Annotated in this window: 22 protein-coding genes and 1 tRNA gene; 6 read left to right on the top strand and 17 right to left on the bottom strand. The window is 54.3% G+C overall.

The window, feature by feature from the left end; all coding sequences use genetic code 11:
• Positions 1 to 4: 4 nt before the first annotated feature.
• From atpD to SE15_RS11435, 7 genes are all read right to left on the bottom strand, one after another.
• Entirely contained in the window at positions 5 to 1,408 is a 1,404-nt protein-coding gene (gene atpD / locus SE15_RS11465) for a F0F1 ATP synthase subunit beta (RefSeq protein WP_054522238.1), read from the bottom strand.
• A 21-nt stretch (positions 1,409 to 1,429) separates the two neighbouring features.
• Positions 1,430 to 2,338: an ATP synthase F1 subunit gamma gene (atpG, locus tag SE15_RS11460; protein ID WP_054522237.1), complete on the bottom strand. Its 909-nt coding sequence runs from the start codon at positions 2,336 to 2,338 to the stop codon at positions 1,430 to 1,432.
• 22 nt (positions 2,339 to 2,360) lie between these two features.
• Positions 2,361 to 4,022 (bottom strand): F0F1 ATP synthase subunit alpha, encoded by a 1,662-nt coding sequence (gene atpA / locus SE15_RS11455; protein ID WP_054522236.1) that lies wholly within the window; start codon positions 4,020 to 4,022, stop codon positions 2,361 to 2,363.
• Positions 4,023 to 4,167: 145 nt separating this feature from the next.
• Entirely contained in the window at positions 4,168 to 4,746 is a 579-nt protein-coding gene (gene ruvA / locus SE15_RS11450; protein ID WP_054522235.1) for a Holliday junction branch migration protein RuvA, read from the bottom strand.
• Positions 4,743 to 5,588 carry a TrmH family RNA methyltransferase gene (locus SE15_RS11445; RefSeq protein WP_236690027.1) on the bottom strand — a complete coding sequence of 282 codons (846 nt, stop codon included), beginning with the start codon at positions 5,586 to 5,588 and terminating at the stop codon, positions 4,743 to 4,745. The genes ruvA and SE15_RS11445 overlap by 4 nt, the downstream gene beginning before the upstream one ends.
• Positions 5,576 to 6,067: a crossover junction endodeoxyribonuclease RuvC gene (gene ruvC / locus SE15_RS11440; RefSeq protein WP_054522234.1), complete on the bottom strand. Its 492-nt coding sequence runs from the start codon at positions 6,065 to 6,067 to the stop codon at positions 5,576 to 5,578. Before ruvC ends, SE15_RS11445 begins: the two co-directional genes overlap by 13 nt.
• A 5-nt stretch (positions 6,068 to 6,072) precedes the next feature.
• On the bottom strand, positions 6,073 to 6,828 hold the full coding sequence (locus SE15_RS11435) for a YebC/PmpR family DNA-binding transcriptional regulator (RefSeq protein ID WP_054522233.1): 756 nt from the start codon (positions 6,826 to 6,828) through the stop codon (positions 6,073 to 6,075).
• 154 nt (positions 6,829 to 6,982) lie between these two features.
• On the opposite strand from SE15_RS11435, the gene SE15_RS11430 reads away from it, so the two are divergent.
• Positions 6,983 to 7,687: a hypothetical protein gene (locus tag SE15_RS11430; RefSeq protein ID WP_054522232.1), complete on the top strand. Its 705-nt coding sequence runs from the start codon at positions 6,983 to 6,985 to the stop codon at positions 7,685 to 7,687.
• A gap of 7 nt (positions 7,688 to 7,694) precedes the next feature.
• Here the strand turns inward: SE15_RS11430 and SE15_RS11425 are convergent, their stop codons facing one another.
• Together SE15_RS11425 and SE15_RS11420 are read right to left on the bottom strand one after the other, a co-directional pair.
• Positions 7,695 to 8,483 (bottom strand): sortase, encoded by a 789-nt coding sequence (locus SE15_RS11425; RefSeq protein WP_054522231.1) that lies wholly within the window; start codon positions 8,481 to 8,483, stop codon positions 7,695 to 7,697.
• Between the two features lie 33 nt (positions 8,484 to 8,516).
• Complete coding sequence (locus SE15_RS11420) at positions 8,517 to 9,260, bottom strand: response regulator transcription factor (RefSeq protein ID WP_054522230.1); 744 nt, start codon at positions 9,258 to 9,260, stop codon at positions 8,517 to 8,519.
• Between the two features lie 516 nt (positions 9,261 to 9,776).
• Here SE15_RS11420 and SE15_RS11415 point away from each other — a divergent pair.
• From SE15_RS11415 to ndk, 3 genes are all read left to right on the top strand, one after another.
• On the top strand, positions 9,777 to 11,000 hold the full coding sequence (locus tag SE15_RS11415; RefSeq protein WP_054522229.1) for a sigma-70 family RNA polymerase sigma factor: 1,224 nt from the start codon (positions 9,777 to 9,779) through the stop codon (positions 10,998 to 11,000).
• 131 nt (positions 11,001 to 11,131) lie between these two features.
• On the top strand, positions 11,132 to 13,858 hold the full coding sequence (locus SE15_RS11410; protein ID WP_054522228.1) for a tetratricopeptide repeat protein: 2,727 nt from the start codon (positions 11,132 to 11,134) through the stop codon (positions 13,856 to 13,858).
• A 26-nt stretch (positions 13,859 to 13,884) separates the two neighbouring features.
• Positions 13,885 to 14,340 (top strand): nucleoside-diphosphate kinase, encoded by a 456-nt coding sequence (ndk, locus tag SE15_RS11405; RefSeq protein ID WP_054522227.1) that lies wholly within the window; start codon positions 13,885 to 13,887, stop codon positions 14,338 to 14,340.
• Positions 14,341 to 14,410: 70 nt separating this feature from the next.
• Here the strand turns inward: ndk and SE15_RS11400 are convergent, their stop codons facing one another.
• The 8 genes from SE15_RS11400 to SE15_RS11365 all read right to left on the bottom strand — a co-directional run bounded on the left by SE15_RS11400 (position 14,411) and on the right by SE15_RS11365 (position 20,284).
• Positions 14,411 to 15,736, bottom strand: a complete 1,326-nt coding sequence (locus SE15_RS11400; RefSeq protein ID WP_054522226.1) for a LuxR C-terminal-related transcriptional regulator — start codon at positions 15,734 to 15,736, stop codon at positions 14,411 to 14,413.
• A 199-nt stretch (positions 15,737 to 15,935) separates the two neighbouring features.
• Positions 15,936 to 16,007, bottom strand: a tRNA-Gly gene (locus SE15_RS11395).
• Between the two features lie 105 nt (positions 16,008 to 16,112).
• Positions 16,113 to 16,715: a lytic transglycosylase domain-containing protein gene (locus SE15_RS11390; RefSeq protein ID WP_054522225.1), complete on the bottom strand. Its 603-nt coding sequence runs from the start codon at positions 16,713 to 16,715 to the stop codon at positions 16,113 to 16,115.
• A 90-nt stretch (positions 16,716 to 16,805) separates the two neighbouring features.
• A complete protein-coding gene (locus SE15_RS11385) occupies positions 16,806 to 17,309 on the bottom strand; it encodes an arsenate reductase/protein-tyrosine-phosphatase family protein (protein WP_054522224.1) in 504 nt (167 codons plus the stop codon).
• A 20-nt stretch (positions 17,310 to 17,329) separates the two neighbouring features.
• Positions 17,330 to 18,409, bottom strand: coding sequence for a GDP-mannose 4,6-dehydratase (gene gmd / locus SE15_RS11380; protein ID WP_054522223.1), 1,080 nt, complete (start codon positions 18,407 to 18,409; stop codon positions 17,330 to 17,332).
• An 89-nt stretch (positions 18,410 to 18,498) separates the two neighbouring features.
• Positions 18,499 to 19,476 (bottom strand): ATP-binding protein, encoded by a 978-nt coding sequence (locus SE15_RS11375; RefSeq protein ID WP_201778098.1) that lies wholly within the window; start codon positions 19,474 to 19,476, stop codon positions 18,499 to 18,501.
• Positions 19,473 to 19,673, bottom strand: coding sequence for a MoaD/ThiS family protein (locus SE15_RS11370; protein ID WP_054522222.1), 201 nt, complete (start codon positions 19,671 to 19,673; stop codon positions 19,473 to 19,475). The genes SE15_RS11375 and SE15_RS11370 overlap by 4 nt, the downstream gene beginning before the upstream one ends.
• 59 nt (positions 19,674 to 19,732) lie before the next feature.
• Positions 19,733 to 20,284 carry a mechanosensitive ion channel family protein gene (locus SE15_RS11365; RefSeq protein ID WP_054522221.1) on the bottom strand — a complete coding sequence of 184 codons (552 nt, stop codon included), beginning with the start codon at positions 20,282 to 20,284 and terminating at the stop codon, positions 19,733 to 19,735.
• Positions 20,285 to 20,626: 342 nt separating this feature from the next.
• Here SE15_RS11365 and SE15_RS11360 point away from each other — a divergent pair, with 342 nt between their 5' ends.
• Together SE15_RS11360 and accC are read left to right on the top strand one after the other, a co-directional pair.
• Entirely contained in the window at positions 20,627 to 22,177 is a 1,551-nt protein-coding gene (locus SE15_RS11360) for an acyl-CoA carboxylase subunit beta (RefSeq protein WP_054522220.1), read from the top strand.
• A 31-nt stretch (positions 22,178 to 22,208) separates the two neighbouring features.
• Positions 22,209 to 23,720, top strand: coding sequence for an acetyl-CoA carboxylase biotin carboxylase subunit (gene accC, locus SE15_RS11355; RefSeq protein WP_054522219.1), 1,512 nt, complete (start codon positions 22,209 to 22,211; stop codon positions 23,718 to 23,720).
• The last annotated feature ends 11 nt before the right edge of the window (positions 23,721 to 23,731 follow it).

Here is a 23,731-nt window from a genome sequence, read left to right as displayed (position 1 = left end):
AAACTCAAGTCGTTTCGAGTAATTGGCGCGCTTTCTCCCGCGCCTCATCAATGGTGCCCACCATGTAGAAGGCTTGCTCGGGCATATCATCGCATTTGCCATCCAGGATCTCGCGGAAACCACGCACGGTCTCGCGCAAGGGCACATAACGACCTGCCAAGCCAGTGAATTGCTCAGCCACAAACATCGGCTGGGAGAAAAAGCGCTCGATCTTACGGGCGCGCGAAACCAGAAGTTTATCCTCCTCGCTCAACTCATCAATTCCCAGAATGGCAATGATATCCTGCAAATCTTTATAGCGTTGTAGGACCCGCTGCACCTCACGTGCAGTGGTGTAATGCTCCTCACCGACAATGCGCGGATCCAGAATACGCGAGGTCGAGGCCAGTGGATCCACCGCCGGGTAGATACCTTTCTCGGCAATGGACCGTTCCAGAGCAATGGTAGCATCCAGGTGTGCAAACGTAGTCACTGGCGCCGGGTCAGAATAATCGTCCGCCGGCACGTAAACCGCTTGCATTGAAGTAATAGACCCCTGGCGGGTCGAGGTAATGCGCTCCTGCAATTCTCCCATCTCCGTTGCCAGGGTGGGCTGGTAGCCAACCGCGGAGGGCATGCGCCCCAAGAGGGCTGAAACTTCCGAACCCGACATGGTGAAGCGGAAAATGTTATCAATAAAGAGCAGCACATCCTTACCCTGATCGCGGAAGTACTCCGCCATGGAGAGCGCCGTTAGAGCAACGCGAAGGCGCACACCGGCCGGCTCATTCATTTGGCCAAACACCATGACGGTATCCTTCATAACGCCCGATTCAAGCATCTCGCGGTACAACTGAGTTCCCTCGCGTGTGCGCTCCCCAACGCCTGCAAACACTGAATTACCCTGATGGACAGTGGCAATGGAACGAATCAGCTCCATGATAATAACGGTCTTGCCCACACCGGCGCCGCCAAAAATCCCGGTCTTTCCTCCCTTGGTAAAGGGAGCAATCAGATCTATCACCTTCAGGCCAGTCTCAAAGACCTCTACCCGGGTGGACTGCTCAGCAAATTTTGGCGCCGGGCGCCGGATCGGGTAATACACATCAGAAACAACAGGTCCCTTACCATCTACGGGTTGTCCCAGCACATTAAAAACACGCCCCAACGTCGCCGGTCCGACCGGAACCGTGATCGGTGCATACGTCCGCCGCACTGGCAAGCCGCGCATCAGCCCGTCGGTGGTGTCCATAGCGATGCAGCGCACCCAGTTATCGGGTAATTGCCGCTGAACTTCCAGCACCAACGGCGTTCCCTCCGGACGAATCACTTCCAGTGCCTCAAAGAGCTCGGGCAAATCCCCGGCCGGAAAGACAACATCCACCACTCCACCTAGGATTTGAACAATGCGACCACTAGCCTGATTCATCCATGCCTCCAAAAGTTGACGTTACCGTGCCGCCTCAGCCATGCTTTTCGCAAGCGCTTCGGCCCCTGCAGAAATATCCAGCATGTCACTGGTAATGGATTGCTGACGTGCCTTGTTATAGTCGAGTTGGAGCGCCAAGATCAACTCGCGCGCATTATCGGTAGCATTGCGCATGGCTACCATGCGCGCGGCGTGTTCACTGGCGATGGCCGACAAGATCGAACGATAGATTTGGAGCGAGGTAAAACGCGGTAGGATCTCATTTAACAGTTCCGTGTGCCCAGGCTCGTAGGTAAAGACCGCGTGAGTCGGATGAGTGGCCTCCGGCGAATGGACACCCATAGGCACAATCTCCGGCTCAAGCGGCAACAATTTACGTACCCGGGGCTCCTGGCGCAGCATGCTGATAAACTCGGTATAAGCAATAAACACCCGGTCAAAATGACCGGAAAGGAATTCGCTAATTACTAACTGACCAATTGGAGCGCAATCCACAAAGCGCGGTATGGGCGGAAGATCCGCAAACCCCGCCATGACCGTACGGCGGCGGCGCAATAGCATTGCCTCCCCCTTTTTCCCCACGGTCACATAACTCACCTGAGACTCAAAATCGCGGAATGCCTGTAGCGTGTGACGCACAATGTTGACATTATAGGCTCCGGCCAGGCCACGATCTGAGCTCACCAGAATCACAAGCACAGGACCATTTCCCTCACGATGGGTCAGCAAGGGGTGTAGGCTTTCGGCTCCCGGCTGGCGCGCCAGGTGAAGGAGAAGTTTCCAAGCCTTTTCTGCATAAGGACGGGTTTGGGAGTACGTCGCAATCGCCCGTCGCACCTTACTGGCGCTCACCGTCTCTAATGCCTTGGTTACCTGCGCCAGGTTTTTAATCGAGCGAATGCGGTTGCGCATCTCACGAATGGAGGCCATCTCTGTTCCTCGCGGCTGGCTTTTACATCCAGGTATTACTGAATGCCTGCAGGGCTTCGCGCAGGCGAGTTTCCGTCTCGGGAGTGATCATCTTCTTCTCCGCAATATCTCGCCCAATTTCAGGGTGCGAGGACTCCATGTAACGCAAGAGCGCCGTCTCCCAGGCTTTGATCCGTTCAACCGGTACCTGATCGGCAAAACCGTTTACCCCGGCAAACAGCACAATCACCTGGTTTTCCAGCGGCATCGGCTCATATTGAGGCTGTTTGAGGATCTCCTGCAAGCGCAATCCTCGATTAAGTTGGGCCTGAGTGGCCTTGTCCAGATCCGAGCCGAACTGGGCAAAAGCAGCCAGTTCGCGGAAGGCCGCCATATCCAGGCGCAAGCGGCCCGCCACCTGCTTCATGGCTTTGGTCTGCGCTGCACCGCCAACGCGTGAGACGGAAATACCCACGTTAATAGCGGGACGTATACCTGCATTGAAAAGGCTGGTTTCAAGGTAGATCTGCCCATCGGTGATTGAAATCACGTTCGTTGGAATATAAGCCGAAACATCACCCAGCAGCGTTTCAATGATCGGTAATGCAGTCAGCGATCCTCCAGTTCCCTCAACCGGTAAAATCTTATACCGATCCGAATCGGGCATGGCTTTGAGCGCTTCCTCAGCCTCAAACCGCGAACGCGGGCCCTTATAAACCCGACCATCCACCCCATCCTCAGCCCTGGCTTTTAGATGCGGGTAATCTTTGGGCACAATCACATAATGGGTTGCCAGACGAGCTGCCCGCTCAAGCAGACGTGAGTGCAAATAGAATACATCCCCGGGGTAGGCTTCGCGCCCCGGCGGACGGCGCAACAGCAACGAAATCTGGCGGTAGGCCCAGGCGTGCTTGGACAGATCATCATAGACCACCAGGGCATCGCGTCCGCTTTCCATAAATTCTTCGCCGATGGCACAACCAGCATAAGGCGCAATATACTGCATGGCCGCCGGATCATCGGCCGAAGCCACAACCACCACCGTGTGGTTCATGGCGCCGTACTGCTCCAAAAGCGCAATAGTACGCGCAATGGCGGCTTTCTTCTGCCCAATAGCAACGTAGATACAGATCAGATCCTTCCCTTTTTGATTGATGATGGTGTCAATCGCAATGGCAGTTTTACCGGTTTGGCGATCCCCAATGATCAGTTCACGCTGTCCGCGTCCGATTGGGATCATGGCATCAATTGCCTTAATGCCGGTCTGAACGGGAGTGTCCACATCCTGTCGCTCGACCACCCCCGGCGCAATTCGTTCAATAGGGCGATAACGGGTAAAGGAGATGGGCCCCTTGCCGTCTATGGGCTCACCCAGGGCATTGACCACCCGCCCAAGCAAGCCATCTCCCACCGGAACCGAGGCAATGCGCCCCGTGGTGCGCACCTGCATCCCCTCGGTCACGGTGGAAAAATCGCCCAGGATGATGATACCGACCTTATCCTTCTCCAGGTTGAAGGCAATTCCCATGATCCCATTCTCAAATTCCACCAGTTCCTGGGATCTAACCGTGGTTAGTCCTTCCACCTGAGCAATACCATCGCCCGCTTCAATCACGGTTCCAACATCGCGCACTTCTAAACGCGGCTGGTAAGCCTCAATCCGTTGCTGCAGTTCGGTGGTCAGTTGCTTGATAAGATCGGTCATCAGCCCTCCTCAGCAGATGCAGTAATTGCTTACCCTTGCAAAATCTTTCTTGCTCCAATCTTCAGGCTTGTTCTTCCTGGTAAAAACACGAAACAATCATACCTGAAACACAAACCTTTGTCCAGCAAAACCCCCCTCAGTAATCTCAAGAGGCAAAATAACGTAACGCCAACCTAAGGCGCTCTTCAGCATCCGCAGGCGCATCTCTGGGAATGGATTGAAGGGCAGCCTGAGCCTCAATGACACTGTATCCCAGGCTGGTCAAGGCCTCTAATACCTGATGATCTATCTCGCTAAAAGCAGCCAGGCCGGCCATGGGCTCCTCGCGTCCAATTTTATCCTGCAGGTAGAGGACAATTTTTTGGGCTGTCTTGCGCCCCACACCAGGCACCCGAGTGAAGATTTCTGGTTGTTCCTCACGTACGGCTTGTTGGATCATGCCAACCGACAAAACTCCTAAAATAGCCAGCGCTAGGCGCGGCCCCACTCCATTCACCCCTAGCAGAAAAGTGAAGTAACGGCGCTCCACTTCACTCTCAAAGCCATAAAGCGCCCAACCATCCTCGCGAACCACCAAATGCGTGTAAAGAAACAAAGGAGCGCCAATATGGGCTTGACGGGCCAATGTCACCGGTACATAGATCAATATGCCCATTCCACCCAGCCGCAGAATCACGTAGTCCTCGCCCGCCTGCACGACCTCGCCCTCAATAAATGCAATCATGGTATTCGCTCCTCACCCTTGCATGCGGAAGTTAATTTGCCTTTACGGCGGCGCTGGTTGAAAATCTCATAGAGGACAATGGCCGTTGCTACAGCCACATTGAGCGAATCCACCCGCCCAACCATGGGGATGGCCACCATTGCCTGGCACAATGAAGCATAAACTGGTGAAAGCCCCTCCCGCTCGCTTCCCATCAGAAGCATCAACCCTTCGGGATAGATAAAATCATGATAATCCTGGGCAGCCTTATCTGAGGTACCGATCAGGGGAGGATGGTGCTCGGCCACCCAGCGCAGGAAAACCTCTCGCGAGGTACGCACTAACTGCTGCGTGAAAATCGCTCCCATACTGGCCCGCACCGCCGCTGGGTCATAAGGATCCGTGGTGTGCTCTAGGAGCACAACTCCCTGTGCCCCGACTGCTTCCGCGGTGCGCAGAATAGTGCCCAAATTGCCAGGGTCTTGAATCGCCTCAAGGCCAATCCACAGTTCGCCCTTGTCGGGCCTCACCGCCGATAATGATCCCCAGCGCTGATGAATTACCGCTGCAATGCCCTGAGGGTTTTCCTTGAGAGACAGACTCTCAAAAGCACGCGGGCTGACCTCCACCACCCGAATACCTCTGGCCCGTGCTGCTTCCACCTTTTGATAAGCGAACTCGCTACTAAGACGATCAGGGGCAATGATGAGCATCTCAATTGACCAGCCTTGCGCCAATGCCTCCGCCACCAGACGAATACCCTCCACGTAAAATAGCCCGCTCTGTTCACGCACCTTACGTTCGCGCAGTCGTCGGGCCAGCTTAAGTGATGGGTTGGCAGGACTGGTGATCAGGGGGTCCATTGCTGGGCAGTACGCAGATGATGAAGATGACAAATCGCAACAGCCAGTGCATCCGCGGCATCATCCGGCCGGGGTATCTCAGATAGATTAAGAAGCAAGCGCACCATCTGCTGGACCTGGTTCTTATCTGCGCCCCCATAACCAGTGACTGCCTGCTTGACCTCCAGCGGCGAATATTCGCCAACGCTCAATCCCGCCTTAGCCAGCGCCAGCAGAGTCACGCCACGCGCTTGCCCCACTGCCATAGCCGTGCGCACGTTGCGCTGAAAGAACAATTGCTCAACCGCCGCGCTTTCCGGCCTAAAACGCTGGATCAGCGCGCTTAATTCATCAAAAAGTTGGGCCAGGCGCTGCTCAAGCGGCAAAAAAGGCGCGGTAGTCACCACGCCATATGCTACAGCCTCCAGGCCATGCCCTCTATCTTGTACAACTCCGTAACCGGTCGTGGCGGTGCCGGGATCAATGCCCACGACCCTCATGCGGTTTAACCTTCGCCAATGGCCATCAGGGCTTCATCGGTGATGCGCAGGTTGTGGTAAACGTTCTGCACATCATCCAGGTCTTCCAGGGCTTCAATGGCACGCAGCACTTGGAGCGATTCCTCAGTGCCAAGTTCGATCTCTTGGGTTGGGATCATGCGCAAGCCGGCTTCTTCTGGTTGATAACCCGCCGCACGCAGGCTATCCAGCAGGTTCTTGAACGCCTCGACCGGCCCGATGACCTCAATAATGTTCCCATCTATTGTGACATCATCAGCACCGGCTTCTACCGCCACCTCAAAAATCTTCTCAAAATCTTTTTCGGAGCCCTGGAGGGCAAAGTAGGCTGCACGCTTGAACTGCCAGGCTACCGAGCCGGCTTCACCCAGGCTACCACCCGCTCGCGTTAACACATGGCGGATCTCCGCTACCGTACGATTGCGGTTTTCGGTGACACATTCGATCATCAAAGCCACCCCATTTGGAGCATACCCTTCGTAGAAAATCTGCTCCAGGACGCCCCCTTCCTTACTTTCACCGGTACCGCGCTTAATGGCACGTTCAATATTTTCTTTAGGCATGTTGTTAGCACGCGCCTTTTCAATAGCCAGCCGCAAGCGCACATTGGCTTCTGGATCTCCGCCTCCCTCACGGGCAGCAAGCACAATCTCACGCGCCAGGCGGGTGAAGAGCTGCCCCCGCTTGGCATCCATAGCGCCTTTTTTGCGCTTAATCGTTGCCCATTTTGAATGTCCAGACATACTACCGACTCCTTAATCGCATGAAATTCATTGCGCTCCCACACCCACTCGCTCTGATTATACCACAACGCGACCTTACATTTCTGTAAGCCCACCTTACAAACGCCTGAAAGCACTTGCTTTGACTGCAGGGTTCACGGATAATGGGCGCGCCATGACCCCAAAACCCCGAATTTGCCTGTGGTACGCCGTTGCCAAAATTGCCCTTTTGGTAGGGGTGTGGTTCGCCACCACCGCGCATATTTCCATTCCCAACCCAACACGTGATCCAGGTCTCGCCGCTGGACGCAATTATGCGATGGCGGCATTAGCCCCCCTTGACCTGAAGGCTCTTCAGGAATTCCGAAATCGCCTTGAACTCACTAGCGATCCCGAACAACCCATGGGCCTTTATGTGGAGGGGATCATGGCCTATCCGATTATCCAGCAACCCCGCTCAAACCCAGCCTATGTCTCCCCACAACCCGATACTCTCACCGAATTTGCCCTGGCTAGGCGCTACGGAAGCCTGGGTTTACTGGCACACAACGATCGGGCTGGTCAGTCCTTCTTTGCCCTCCAACCTGGTCAAGATCTGTGGGTTATCTTCGGAGAGGGCAACCTGAGGCGCTACCGCATTATAGCGATAGAACGCTATCAGGCCCTTCAACCCACTTCTCCCTATTCCTCCTTCGTAGATCTTGATGATCCGACACGGGCCACCCTGAGCGCTTCCGAATTATTTTTGCACATCTACGATCGCCCCGGGGCGCTGATCCTGCAAACCTGTATCGCCAGAAACGGAGAAAATTCATGGGGGCGCCTTTTCATCATTGCTTTGCCTGAAGAGGCGACTGTTCCTCCCATCCCTCTGCAATAAACAGCCTTTACTCGGGCTCAGCCTCCAATAACGGAGTTTGACCTAGTGGTTGAGCCACTACGATCAACCGATGTGTGTTCGAATAGGCTGGCCAACACGTGACCAGTGTGAGACGTTCATCTTGTGAGCGCTGAATCCAGCGTGCGTTCTCCAGCCGGGTCTTGAAATCGGCATCCCGTTCAGGCAAGATCATCACATTGACCACCACGTAACTGAACCGACGACCACCCCCTTCAACAACGATCAAGTCGCCTGGTTCCAATTCATGCAACCGCTCGAACACTTTGCCATGCACATTGTGGTGCCCTATGAGTACCGTGTTTCCCACCTGACCCAACATGGCCGTTCCAGTGGGCCAACCCGCAGCAAACTCATCTGGAGCAAGCCACTGTTCAAATACCCCATCCCCAAGCTTGACTTTACGCGCCTTAACAGGGACGACCGGAGCATCCAGATCAATTTTGGAGATAAGCAAGCGCTCAGGAATGGCGGGTATGGGCGAAGGGGTCGGCCTCACCCTTGGGGATACAGCATTTAATGGCACCGCAGGTGTTCCTGGCAGGGCTGTTACCCCCTGGGGTTGCGGGGCTGCTAGCGTGGGAGGACCTTCCTGGGCTTCAGATAACGTTAGGGGCACAAACCCGCTATCTGAAAGAGGCTCATCAATGACCACCTCCAGCTCAGAGGCTTGCGCTGTCCACCATTGATATATGCTAAACCCCAGACCGAGCAAACCTCCGAGCAGCAACAAAATACCGCCCAGGCGACGCCAATCCCATAAAGAGTGCATTGTCATTGTTTTCGGCTCTGAGTGTTCTGTTGCTAGAGATTATTCGCCCGTTTCCAATTTGTAGCCTAACCGATCCACATTAACGATTAGATCGGCGCCCGCTTCATCCACTTTGCCCAGTTTTCGTCGCAGGAGGTAGACCAGGAATTTGATGCGCTGCCGCGCCTGGGGAAGATCACGGCCCCATACTGCCTCGGAGAGAGTCAAGTAATCCACCACCTCAGGGGCGTATTTTGCCAGAGTGGAGAGCACCTCAAACTCCTTTACCGTGAGCGGGATGCGTTCATTTTTGTAGCGGACTTCACGCGACTGACTTTCAATGATCAGCCCCACTTTGGGGAACACATAGCGGTGCGAGGGTTGAGCATGTCGCGAACGCCGTAAAACAGCATTAATTCGCGCCAAAATCTCTCCCCGATGAAAAGGCTTGACCAGATAGTCATCTGCGCCTGACTGGAAACAATCCATCAGGGAATCTTTACTATCGACCGCGGTGAGCACCATTACAGGGGTCGAACTAACCTGGCGCAACTGACGCAATGTCTCCCAACCATCCATTTCGGGCATCATCAAGTCCAAAAGCACCAAATCTGGGGTCACGGTATGATATTTCTTAATTGCCTCCACCCCATTCACAGCGCTAAGGACATCAAAACCTGCCGTACGCAATATCTGCTTCAAGAGCATGGTGGTTTCGGGATCGTCTTCTACAATCATGATGCGTGAGCGCTGACCGGCGTAGAATTCATCCAGGTCGGCTCCTAACGGTTGGCTTAGAACCATGATTACACCTCCTGATCAGGAATATACAAAACCGGCCTAAGGCCGGTTTCGCTACTTGGCTCCCCGAATGTCCGCCTGACATAACTCAGGCAAGCGACCATCTCAGACATTCGGATCCTCGCCGCCACACATTACTATTTACTTACAATGTTACAAAAGTTCCGTTCGGTTATAAATCCATTATAGTGAGGTAAACCTCTTTTGTCAATCAAGGTCCGAAAAGTCATTTCGCCCATAGCAAGATTAGAATTTGATTAGAATTTTGCCAACCTATTGAATTCTTGTTCAAATTGATGTATATTTTTATCACCCCATGAAGGCAGCGGGCAGAAAGAAGCCAAACCGCTGTCTATTTTCGTGTCTCGCCGTGAGCACCCGATCTTAAGATCGGGTTATTGTAAGTAAAAAATAAATGTGTACACGTATTGAATTTTAATGAAAAAAAGTGTATGCTGATAAGCGAACCTTATATTTTTGAAACCCTACTCTCGATTATCGAGGATGATTGGAAGGCCTATGGAAAATCCGCTGCTTAACGTTGTAGATGAGGACGAAGAATATCCTGCAATCGCCCGCCTGATTGAACTGGGGCGCCAGAAGGGCTATGTCACCATTGACGACATCCTGCACTTCTTCCCAGAAGCGGAGCAAGATGTAGATCAATTGGAAGAAGCCTTTTCGGCCCTGATGAGCGCAGGTATTCCTTACCTCGAAGATGAACCCCTCAGTGGCGAACTGGGGGAGGAGGAAGAGGAAGAGGAGTTACTGGAAGAAGAGCCTGAACTCGAGGCGATTGAACACGACCTCAACCTTGACGACCTGCGAGATATTGACACCGATGACACCATTGGCCTGTACCTCAAAGAGGTAAGTCGCGTCCCCCTGCTCACCGCTGAGGAAGAAGTCGAGCTGGCTCAGCGTATTGAGCGTGGCCGTATGGCCCGCGAAGAATTGGCGCGCGGCAATGTAAGCCCCAAGCGCCGCCTGGAACTGCGCAAACTCATCGAAGATGGGTGGGCAGCGCGTGAGCACTTGATCACCGCAAATTCGCGTCTGGTCATCAGCGTGGCTAAGAAGTACATGGGGCGCGGTGTTCCTTTCCTCGATCTTATTCAGGAAGGGAACATTGGCCTAATCCGCGCTACCAAGAAGTTTGATTACCGCCGCGGGCACAAGTTCAGCACCTACGCTACGTGGTGGATCCGCCAGGCAGTGACGCGGGCAATTGCGGATCAGGGACGCACCATCCGCGTCCCCGTTCATATGGGCGATCAGATCAACAAATTACTGCGCGTCCAACATCAGTTGACCCAGCGCCTGGGGCGTGAGCCAACCGTGGAAGAACTGGCCGAGGAACTGGATGTGCCTCCTAAGAAGGTGGAGAACATGATCCAGGTCGCTCGTCGGCCACTTTCGCTAGAAACCCCCACCGATGACGAGGAGGACTCGGTGCTGGGCGACTTCATCGAGGATGAGGAGGCACCCCCTCCCGACGACACCGCCACCTACAACTTGCTGCGCGAACACCTCGAAGAAGTGCTCAACACACTACCACCACGTGAGGTACGCATCTTGCAGTTGCGCTACGGCCTGCTTGACGGTCAGGCCTACACCCTGGAAGAGGTTGGGCGTAAGATGGGGGTCACCCGCGAGCGAGTGCGGCAGATTGAAGCCCAGGCTCTCAGTCGCCTGCGTCATCCCAGCATTCGCCGCAAACTCAGGGATTACCTTGGTGAATAACCCTCGTTTCCTGTTCACACCCCATCCGTGCAAGCCAAACCCTCCATGGTCTTGCACGGATGTCTTTTTTAGAAATGCCCGCTCTTGCTGGATCAGCAAAGTTGGGGCATACTAGAAAAGGGAGGTGGCTTATGCCCAAAATTTCGCTGCGCGCCTATAACCGCGAAATTGAAAACCTTATTGAAAAAGGTCAAACCGATGAGGCAATTGCCCACTGCCGGCACATTCTGAAGTTTTATCCCAAACACATTGATACTTACCGGTTATTGGGTAAGGCCTTCTTGGAGGCTCAGCGCTACGCCGAGGCCGCGGACATCTTTCACCGTGTCCTTTCTTCCGTGCCAGATGATTTTATTTCCCAAATTGGAATGAGCATTATCCGCGAAGATGAGGGCAATCTTGATGCTGCCATCTGGCACATGGAACGCGCCTTCGAGACTCAACCCTCTAATACAGCCATTCAGGATGAACTGCGGCGCTTATACGGTCGCCGCGACGGCGTTGAACCACCCCGCATTCGTCTCTCGCGCGGAGCCCTAATCCGCATGTATGCTCGCGGTGAACTCTATCCCCAGGCCATCGCGGAGGCGCGCGCTGCTCTCGCTGAGGACCCCAACCGCATTGACCTGGTAGTCATCCTGGCCCGAATGTACTACCTCTCCGGGCAGAAGGTCGCTGCCACTGAGGTCTGCACCCAACTGGTTAGCAAATTACCCTACTGTTTTGAGGCCAATCGAATCCTGGCTGAAATTCTTCCCACCACCTCTCGGGCGCAAGATGCCGCCATTTACCGCCAGCGTGTGATCGCCATGGATCCTTACCTGGCGCATTTGACCCCAGGGATGCTTTCGCCTCTCGAGGTGCCCGACAATGCCGTAACCCTTGATCACCTAGAGTGGAGCCCAGAACTGGAAGCACCGGCACAGCCCGAGTGGACGCGCACTGTGGGAGTGAGCTGGCTGGTAGAGGACGAAGAGGCCCTGCCCGACTGGTACTCTGCCCTCCACGAACAACCTACACCTGAAATGCCGCCCTCTTCTCCAGAAGCCACCCTCCCGCTCGAGGAGAGTGAACCGCTCCTCACTGAACAGGTTGAGACCTCTTCTTCCGAAGCAGAAGACCTGATCCCCGACTGGATGCGTGAAGCCGGGTGGGAAATCCGCGCTGGCGGTGCAGAGGCCCAGGAAACCCCCTTGCCCTCTGAAGAAATTTCAGAGCCTTTCCTAGAACCCGGCGAGGTGCCCGAATGGCTGCAAGAAATCGCTCCCCCCGACTTAGGAGCAGCAGAAGAAGAACTCCCCACTCAGGCAGAAGCGTGGTTTGAGAATCTACTCCAAAGCGGTGCCTCCCAGCCAACCTCCATCGAAGAGGAATCCACAATTGAACCACTCATGGGGCCCGAAGACGCTCTCACAACACCCCCTGCGGAAGAAGAGCCACCCCCCTCATGGTTGGCCGACTTGGCATCCTCAGAAACCCCCTCTCAGCACGAGGAAATGGGGCTGGCAGAGGGGTGGGGGGTACCCGAGTGGCTGAGCGAAACCCCGGAAGAAGTTCCTTCTCAGCCGGAAGTTTATTCGCCCACCGAGGCGGTGACTCAAACCCCCGAGAAGATCTCCCCAGAAGAATACGAAGCTCCCACAGCCGAAGCAATCTTCCCCGAAGTTGAAATGATCGCGCCTTCCCCAGAAGTTCCCCCAAGCGGAACAATTTCCGAAATCACTCCACCAGAAGGTGAGGATATTGAAGCCGCATTGGCCTGGCTGGAAAGCCTAGCAGCCCGTCAGGGTGCGGAAGAAGGCACCCTTATCACCTCCCCCTCTGAACGTCCCGAGGAACCGCCCGCGTGGGTACGCGAGGCTCAGGCAGGCGTGCTTGAAACTGCCCCCGCCACCCAGCCCGAGGATACACTGCCCGCCTTTGAAAGCCCACTTGCTCCTGAAATGGGCGTCCCCGAAGAACCTGCCGCTGAAGAGGTACCGTCCCCGGAGATTTCTATGGCTTCGGGCGAGGAAGTTCCGCTAGATGAAGAAGCAGCCTTTGCCTGGTTGGAGAGCCTGGCGGCCCGCCAAGGCGCCGATGAAGAAACGTTGATAACGCCCCCCGAGCAGCGCGCTGAAATTCCCCCGGCTTGGGTGAGTGCCCAGGTTGAAGAAAGCCCGATCGCAAGCAGCGCGATCACGGAGGAAACACCGACAACTTCTGAACCCCCCATTGAAGAACCATTACCAGAGGTATCTACCCCCACTGAGCCCCCCCAAGCGGCTACCGAAACCATACCCGAATGGCTTCAAGAGGTGCTGGAACCTCCTGTTGTACCCCCCGAAGAGATGGAAACCACCGTTTCCACGGCGGCACCTGAGCCCTTTGAAACCATTGAAGATACGCAGCCGGTTCGTCTGGCAACCCCCGAGCCGACCATCACCGCACCCCCAGCAGAAAGTGAGGCCCCTGTGCCTGAATGGCTGGCAGAACTGGTAGAACCCTCGCCCGCTATCGAGGAAGAGGAACGTGAGAGCATCTGGGTACCAGAGGAGATTGCCACCCCGGAGGCCACATCCCCTCAGCCACTTACCCCCCCAGGTCCTGAATCAGGTTTGGAGGACACTCTCTTGTGGCTCCATGAGGCGCAAAGCGCTTTACAGGCCGGCAACCTGGAACGCGCCCTCCAGTTCTATCAGCGTCTCATTCAGGGTGCTTATCATCTCGAAGATGTTATTCACGATTTACACGAAGCACTCTACCGCTTTCCAATTGATGTGGGCCTTTGGCAGGCTCTTGGTGATGCTTATGTGCGTAGCAACCGCCTGCAAGACGCCCTCGAAGCCTACACAAAAGCCGAGGAGTTGCTTCGATAAAACCATTCCCTTCACGGAGGCTCATCGTGGAACGTACCTTGGTCTTAATCAAACCGGATGCGGTGCAACGTGGCTTGATTGGCGAGATCATTCTCCGGCTAGAACGTCGCGGCTTGAAACTCATTGCGGCAAAATTTTTACAGGTTAACCAGGAACTGGCCGAAACCCACTACGCCGTGCACAAAGGAAAACCCTTTTACGAGGGACTGGTGCGCTACATCACCTCCTCACCTGTGATGGCTATGGTCTGGGAGGGCCCCAATGCCATCGCCGCAGTGCGCCAAACGATGGGGGCTACCCGCCCTACCGAGGCAGCACCGGGAACCATTCGCCATGATTTTGCCCTGGAAGTGGGACGTAACCTGACTCACGCCTCCGACTCCCCTGAAACGGCCGCCCAGGAAATAGCATTGTGGTTCAAACCCGAGGAACTTTACCCTTGGGATCGTGCCACCGATGCCTGGATCATGGGGCAGAATTAAAACCCACCCAACACTCCACAGAAAAAATCAACATCTCGGGTAAAAAAGCCCGAGATGTTGATTTTCAGGTTCAACGATTAATCACTGGCAGATTGACAGTGTAAATTGCCTGGTATGCCAGATGGAGCGTCTGCTCGGTATCCCCAAGGCGCCCTCCCAGAAAATGCAAGCGGGTATCTGTGGAAAGGAACAAACCGCCCTCCCCCAATGGATTTGGAACAGTGGTCACCGGCTGCCATTCGTCATTGCTTTCAACGTAAGCCCATAAAACATGTGAGGCCTCCCCCTTCACAGCAGGTGAATTTCCTATCACATAAAGGTTTCCTACCAGGGAGGTCACTGCCAGCGGGATAAACGAATCAGGCAATTCGCCCCGAGACTCCCAGGCTTCGTCTTGACCGGGCCCCCGATTGGGGTAATAAGCCCAAAGTTGAGGGGTATCATCGTTCTGATAGCCTACCAAAAGAATCTTGCCATTTAGAGCCACAGCAAAGAGATGTTCAAACGGGAACGGTAGTTCGCCCAAGATCTTCCATTGTCGAAGAGCAGGATCATAAGACCAAACCTGGCGTCCGAAATCATGACCGTCCCAGCCGCCCAGTAGAAAAAGGCGCCCTTCAAGAGCCGTCAGAGCATATTGGCACACAGGGTGAGGTAGAGTTGGTCCAGATTCCCAGACATCCTGGCGTGGGTCGTAAATCTCGAGACCATCGTTGGGTTGTCCAGTTATCCCACATCCACCGGGGACATATAAACGTTCACCCAGCACGGCTCCCTGCGCTCCTTCTACTGGTGTTGGTTTAGAGCGACGCGACTCCCAGGTGTTTCGCTCCAGGTCATAAGCCATTACCTCGCCATCCACACCCTGAGCGGTGCGACCCCCGACTACCAACAACCAGTTCTCATAACGCCCTCCTGCCATCCCACTTCGCCCGCCTGGCAGGGCTGCTAAGGCATAGAAACGCTGCACGTTGGTGAGTTTCTCACTGCTTGAAGGCGTCGAACGCGAGGAAGCCAGAGTGCGGATGATCACCCCCAACAGCATAGCCACCACTACCATGACCAGCGCAGCCACTTCCCATCGAATGGAAAGACGGGACCGTGTATCAGAACGGCCTTCCAAATGTTCCATACCGCTCTGTGTCGCGGATTCGTCTCCTCCCCCCGCCTTACGTTCCGGGAAAGGTGCCTCAATGATGCCGTGCCGCAGGGCATAGAGGGTGGCCTCAGTGCGCGAGACAACGCCAATTTTGCTAAAAATGTTGCGCAAATGCACCTTGACGGTATTGGGGCTGATAAACAACTTCTGGGCAATTTCTTTATTCGAAGCCCCTGTCGCCACCAAACGCAAAATCTCGCGTTCTCGCTCACTGAGATCAACCTGGTCTTCGGTCATGTCCCTATTATACGTCTGGAAAAATCAACTCAAAATGCCCCCATTTGATGATAAAACACCCGCCATGTCGGGAGATATTGAACCATCAAGGACAAAACAGAATTTTGAGGTTTTCCCTCCCAAGGGGTTGTGAGCACATAAAATACCGCCACATCTTTAAGGTAGTGTGGCGGTGCTAATCCTGTTATCCATTTTGCAGAGCGGGTGACGGGATTCGAACCCGCGAATCGTAGCTTGGGAAGCTACTGCCTTACCACTTGGCCACACCCGCATTGCACTCAAGATTATAGCCAGAGGTGTTCGGAATGTCAACGCTTTTGGCACTCCAAATATCACCTCCTACAACAGCCTCACCTCAGGTAAAAAGGGAATGAGATCACCGGTATGCTTCATATATCCGCAGGACAATATCTGCGTAGTAATATCCAACGTTGATCGGGCCATAAGCGCGCAGAGCCTCCCTGATATCTCCGGTGCGTTGAATTAAACCTGCGAGCATACGCGTCCCATAAGCAATGTTGAATTCTGGGTCAAATAACTCCTCCATGCTGGGACGCGAAGCAAAACACGGCCCATTTTTGCACATGAAGTTGGCCGCAATGCCATCCCGTGGCATCACCTGCATCAACCCAACTGCCCCACTCTTTGAATAGGCCTCAGGGTTACCACCACTTTCCTGTAAGATTACTGCCGCAATCAAATTCGGGTCCAATCCGTACTCCGTCGCATAGCGCTCAATCAAATCACACCAACGGCGGACCTTTTCAGGAAAACGCGAACTGATTGAACACTCCCCATCACCAGACTCGCTTGCCGTTTCGGCCTCGAGGTCGGGGGCGGGGGTTGGGGTTACTATCGCCACCTCTTCACCTGCCGCCTGAACGGTTAAATTAGGGCTAGCAATCCAACGGGTGAACACAACCAGGAACAAGCACCCAACGATCAACCCGGGTAAAATGGCAAGGGTTACGCGGTTCATCTTCAGCACCTCGGTTTCTTAGGTGCTGACATTATAGCACATTAGTTCTAATTATTTCAATCCCCAATTCGCAGGAATCACCCTCATTATCTATTCTTTACCCGAGGCGATGTTTCGCTCACGGGCATGCTGCAACGTGAGGGCGACGATACGCTCAAACCCCTCTTCCAGTAGAGATTGGATCAGCACAGCCGCCTGCTCATAATCCGCCAGGCTTCCCCCAATCGGGTCCGGCACATTGTGCGCTTGTCCTGTCATTTCGGTCAACAAGTAGATTCGAGAACAATGTTCAGGGTACTCTACGCACAAAGCCTCACGCTGATTTTTTTCCATGACCAGGATTAAGTCGGCCCGTGCCAGAATGTCGCCATTCACCTCGCGTGAACGGTGGCTTGAAACATCCAGGCCATAGCGAGCAAGGACACTTTGCACCTCACCAACCACCGGCTGCCCCGGCATCGCCCAGGTACCTGCTGATTCCACCTGCCAATGACGCCAATCGTTGCGTTTCTGTTTGAGCAAAGCGCGGAACATCTCAGCTGCCATGGGCGAACGCACCCGATTGGCGGTACAAACAAAGAGCACGACGGGCATGGTCCCCCTTTCCTGACCTCTCAGGGTAAACGCTCCATACTGACGACCTGGTGTTCCCACCGATGCCAGCCAGAGGAAAAGCGCTCCGACAGGATGCGTTTGCCCTCACCTGGTGAAGGAAGCCCCATCAATTCCAGGTCGGCATCCACCATGATGCGCACCAACTCGCGAAAGCGAACCTTAGGTTCCCATCCCAATTCACGCCGCGCCTTACTGGCATCCGCCAGTAAGTAGTCCACTTCTGTGGGGCGGAAATAACGAGGGTCAATTCGTACATAATCGTGCCAATCCAGCCCTACATAACCAAATGCTTCATCTAAGAACTCACGCACGGAATGGGCCTCACCAGTACCGATGACATAATCCCCGGGCTGGTCTTGCTGAAGCATTAACCACATAGCCTCAACGTATTCGGGAGCATACCCCCAGTCCCGTTTAGCATCCAGGTTACCCAGATAAAGGTAGCGCTGCTTTCCCGCCATGATTGCTGCCACGGCACGGGTGATCTTACGGGTCACAAATGTTTCACCTCGACGCGGCGATTCATGATTGAACAAAATACCGTTGCAGGCGAACAAGCCATATCCTTCGCGGTAGTTGCGCGTCACCCAGTAAGCATACACTTTTGCCGCCGCATAAGGGCTGCGCGGTTCAAAAGGCGTTTGTTCGTTCTGAGGGGGTTTTGCCCCGCCAAACATCTCGCTCGAGGAAGCCTGATAAAAACGAGCCTTGCACCCGCTTTTGCGAATCGCCTCTAACACCCGAATCGTGCCCAGACCGGTGATGTTGCCAGTATATTCGGGCATGTCAAAACTCACCCGCACATGTGACTGCGCTGCCAGATGATAAATCTCGTCCGGTTGAATATTGTAGATCAAATCCATCAGGCTTTCGGGGACCGAGATATCCCCATAGTGGAGGTAAAAAGGCAATTCCCCCCCATTTGGATGCGGATCTCGGTAGATATGATCAATGCGCCGGGTGTTGAAGGTGCTGGCGCGGCGAATCAGACCGTGAACTTCATAACCCTTAGCAAGCAAAAATTCCGCCAGATAAGAACCGTCCTGGCCGGTAATGCCTGTAATCAATGCTTTTTTCAAGAGTCGTACCTCCCCAGAAAATAACCATTGGGGCAAACTCGCCCTGCGCCCAAGTATACCCAGGCGCTTTGTGCCTGTCAAATAGACTTTTATCCGGATGGCCTCTGGGTTTCCGAAGCCTCTAACGACTCGCGCTCAAACAAACGGCAGTAGGCACATAACCCGGGCGAGGTTGTTGGTTGCCCGCACCTGGGGCAGGGATGTAATTCAAGGGGGACTTCTTCTTCACGCGGCAGGACCAATTGCCCTGAGTCACGAGCCTCAATAAAGCCCAGATAGAAACGCAGTTTAGCCCCTGGCTCAACCTCTTCCAGGCGATTGAGCAAATCCTTATAGAGGAGTTGTTTGCTTCCCTCCGCAAAAGGACATTCATCCTCAATATAAGCAATACCCCGCACCAGGGAATAGGCTGCCGTTTCACGCTCGCTGAAGCGACAAAACGGCTTGACCTTGCGCGCAAAGCCAGGCGACTCGGGCAAGATCGGCGCCTGACGACGCATCTGTTCCAGGTTCCAATGAAACACGTTCCCGAAGAGAAACGCCACTTCGTCGTCCAGATTGTGGGCCGTGGCCAGCACATTAAACCCCAACTCCAGAGCCGCCTGGTTCATATCATGCCGCTTGATCAATCCACACACAGCACAAGGCTTATCGCGCCCCCGCCGCGTACGTCGGGCAATTTCAGGCACGGTTTCCCCATGCGCTTGCTCCACGTTGATTACATGTAACACAAGACCGCGTTGCTCTGCAAATTCACGCGCCAGGCGCTCCGACTCGTTCGAGTAGTGCAATCCCTCATCAATGCCCAGGTTGATATATAAGCCTTCGGCGTGATAACCTAACTGCCACAAAACGTCCCAAAGCGCCAGTGAATCCTTACCCCCCGAAACGGCCACCAGCACCTTCTCATCACGGGTAAACATGTGGTACTTTTCAATAAAGCGCTGGGTTTGCTGGACAAACCATTCAATGTAATGATCCTTACAAAGTGCCAGGCGGTGCTGGCGCATTCGAATCACAGCCCGCTCATTGCACTTCATGCACTTCATGGAAACATTAGATGTCACCGTCCACCTCCAGAAATCGAGGGGACAATTTTGACCACATCGCCATCGCGCAAAACATCGTTTTCATTGAGCAATTCGCCATTCCGCACCACTAAATGTGATTCGGGAGAGAGATTCAAACGCTTCAAGGCTTCCTTAACTGTAATAGTCCCTTCGATCTTAAATTCCTGCTTACGCAAGATTAATACCACCGACATATCTTGACCTCCTCTGTCAGGATTCAGATTTTAACACACTTTGGCGACTTCACTCGCTGTTATTCAGGTTCCTGGATTGAAACACCCGTTTGTCGAGGCTTGGTGAGGTTAATCACCATCCGAATATCGCCATTGGGTAGAATGTGAAGATTCCCCTTCTCATCACGCAGATGAGTCACACGCAAGGTCATTTGCTCTACCACTCCTACGTGATCTCCTACTTGAATGGTATCCCCTAGTTCAAACTGGCCTTCCAAAAGAATAAATACCCCGTTGATGAGATCGCGCACTAACGTTTGGGTTCCCAGTGAAAGGGCTAACCCCAGCACGCCGGCGCCAGTTAGCAAAGGCAAGATATTAATGCCCAGCGTGTGTAGTACCATCAGCAGGGCAATGGTCACAATGACCACATTAACAGTATGTTGGCCTAACTGAACCAGGGTATGAATGCGACCTTTGCGTTCCGGCACCGCCGCCCAACGTTGTAATAATCGGGTTTCCAGAGATCGAAATCCCGCCACACTTAACCGCTGTCCTAAGATTGCCAGAATTACGATGAAAACCGGTTTAACCAACAAGGCGATTACTTGGAGCCAGGATAACTCACGCATCTAATCACCTCCGACGCCCTTATTTGGATTTCTACCTGCACTGCTTGAGGCTTCCTCTTGCGTTCACAGCCCAAGTATATCAAATCGGTTTTCTCAACCTCTCAAATTTGATAGGTTTTGAGGGTTGTTCAGAAATAGGATAACTCAAGCCATCTTTCAGAATCCATCTAACCAGGCGACAACAATGAGGAACATCCACCTTTCAAATTCGACCTCCGGAGTACCTCCTCGTAACGAAACGCATTGACGGGGTTAATTTGTTTAGGTTGAAGACACCTGACCACTCAATCTTAGTCGGAAACTTGCTGGTCCATGACCCGGCACCTGAACAGAGAAGCAGCCATGAGTGAAAATTCAAAACTACACCATCTCCGCACGCTCAAGGCTCAAGCCCGTTTAGGGGGCGGCATTGAGCGCATTGAGGCCCAACACAAAAAGGGTCGCCTGACGGCTCGAGAGCGAATAGATCTCCTACTTGACCCGGGTTCCTTTCGTGAGTTAGATGCCCTGGCCTTTCATCGTTGCCACGATTTCGGCCTTGATCAACAGCGCTTTTTGGGTGATGGTGTGGTAACCGGCTGGGGCACCATCGAGGGACGCCCGGTTTATCTCTTCTCCCAGGATTTCACCGTGCTGGGGGGGAGCCTGGGAGAAATCCACGCCCAGAAAATTTGCAAAGTCATGGACTTAGCAATGAAAAACGGGGCTCCCCTTATTGGGATTAACGACTCGGGGGGCGCCCGCATTCAAGAGGGTGTGGATGCCCTGGCTGGCTACGGCGAGGTCTTCCTGCGCAACACCCTTGCCTCAGGTGTCATCCCCCAAATTTCACTGATCATGGGGCCTTGCGCCGGAGGTGCGGTGTATTCCCCCGCCCTTACCGACTTCATCCTCATGGTGCGTGGCTCGTCTCATATGTTTGTCACCGGACCCGAAGTGGTCAAAGCAGTGACCCATGAAGAAGTCACCTTTGAACAATTAGGGGGTGCTGACATTCATGCCCAGCTCTCAGGAGTCGCCCATCGGGTCGCGGAGAACGAAGCCGAGGTATTGGCGCTCACTCGCCAGTTATTGAGTTACCTGCCTTCCAACAACATGAGCGATCCACCCTACGTGGCAACCTCGGATGATCCCTCACGGATGGAAGCCGCCCTGGATGACCTGGTACCCGACGACCCGTCTCGCGCATACGATATCAAAACCGCGCTGTCCTGGATTGTGGACGAGGGCCATTTTTTTGAAATCCAGGAGTCCTACGCCCCCAACGTGGTTATTGGGTTTGCGCGTCTGGGGGGCCACAGCGTGGGCATTGTCGCCAACCAGCCTGCGGTTCTGGCGGGCGTTCTGGATATTCACGCCGCTGAAAAAGCAGCCCGCTTCGTGCGTTTTTGTGATGCTTTTAACATCCCCATTATTACCTTTGTGGATGTGCCGGGTTTCATGCCCGGTACTGCCCAGGAGCATGGAGGAGTGATACGCGCCGGGGCCAAACTTCTGCACGCGTATTGTGAAGCCACCGTGCCCAAACTGACGGTAATCACCCGCAAAGCCTACGGGGGTGCTTACATTGTAATGAGCAGCAAGCACCTGCGCTCGGACCTTAATCTGGCCTGGCCCACTGCCGAAATTGCCGTGATGGGACCCGAAGGCGCCATGAGCATCATCTTTCGCAAAGAATTAGAAGCCTCTACAGACCCCACACGGCGCAAAGCAGAACTGGTACAAGAATACCGCGAAAAATTTGCCAATCCATATGTTGCAGCCGCTCGCGGCTATATCGACGATGTCATCGAGCCTCGCGAGACTCGCCCACGCTTGATTGAGGGTTTGCAAATGCTGATAAACAAACGCGATATAAACCCGCCCAAGAAACACGGGAACATCCCTTTGTAAACAGCAAGAGGAGACACACAAAGGAGGCACAATGTTTAAGAAGATTTTGATCGCCAATCGCGGTGAAATTGCCGTTCGCATTGCCCGCGCCTGCCGGGAACTGGGCATCCAAAGTGTGGCCATTTACTCAGATGCCGATCGTCAGGCCCTCCATGTGCGCTATGCCGATGAGGCCTACTACCTGGGGCCCTCACCCGCGCGCGAATCCTATTTATGTGCTGATAAGATCCTGGCCATTGCCCGTAAGTGTGGCGCAGATGCCATTCACCCCGGCTACGGATTCCTGGCGGAACGCGCCGACTTTGCCCAGGCGTGCCTGGATGCCGGCATCACGTTCATCGGCCCCAAGCCTTCGGCCATTGCGGCCATGGGGGATAAAGCGGTAGCCCGGGCCACAGTGGCAGCAGCGGGGGTGCCCGTCGTTCCCGGCACCGAGGGTGAGGGCGATCTTAGCGACGATCAGTTATTGACCATTGCCCCCCAAATTGGCTTCCCCTTGCTCATTAAGGCCACAGCCGGTGGCGGCGGGAAAGGGATGCGCGAGGTACGTTCATTGGAGGAAATGTCCGCCCTGCTCCGAGCAGCACGGCGCGAAGCCGAGGCCGCCTTCGGAGATGGCAACATCTACCTGGAGAAACTGATTCCCGGCGCACGTCATATTGAGTTTCAAATCCTCGCCGACCATTATGGCAACATTGTTCACCTTGGTGAACGCGAGTGCTCTATCCAACGTCGGCACCAAAAACTGGTTGAAGAATCTCCTTCTCCTTTGCTGGCAGAGAACCCCGACCTGCGTGCCCGAATGGGCGAAGTTGCCGTGCGCGCAGCCAGAGCGGTTGGATACGTTAACGCTGGAACCATTGAATTTTTAGTTGATCAAGCACACAATTTCTACTTCCTGGAAATGAACACCCGCTTACAGGTAGAACATCCGGTCACCGAGATGGTCACCGGCATTGATCTGGTCAAGGAGCAAATTCTGATCGCCATGGGGCGCCCTCTACGCTTCACTCAAGAAGATGTGCATCTCCATGGGGCTGCGATTGAATGCCGAATCAATGCCGAGGATCCGGCTCACAATTTCATTCCCACCATTGGGCAAATCCGCCATTTATTCACCCCGGCCGGTCCCGGCGTGCGTCTGGATAGCGGCATTTATGCCGGTTATGAAATTACGCCCTATTATGATCCTCTGATCGCCAAACTGATTGTCTGGGGAGAGACTCGCGTTGAAGCGATTCAGCGCATGCGTCGGGCCTTAGAAGAACTGCGCATTATGGGTGTCCAAACCAATATCCCCTTTCATCTATCCCTGATGCATACCCCCCGCTTCATCGCTGGTCAGTACGACACCTCATTTGTAGACCAACATCTGGTGGCTACTCAAAACGGCGATGAACAAACCATGGCCATGCTGGCAGCCATTACAGCAGCACTAGCGGCCCATCGCCAGCGCCCTCAGAAGGTAACCGCCCTGTCTCAACCTGTTCGCCCGGCCAGCGCCTGGAAGTGGGTGGGCAGATGGGAATTTGCTCTTCGCTAGCCTCATTATGG

This window comes from Thermanaerothrix daxensis (assembly GCF_001306145.1).
Lineage (GTDB): Bacteria > Chloroflexota > Anaerolineae > Anaerolineales > Anaerolineaceae > Thermanaerothrix > Thermanaerothrix daxensis.
This window is presented reverse-complemented; position numbering and strand designations above follow the sequence as displayed.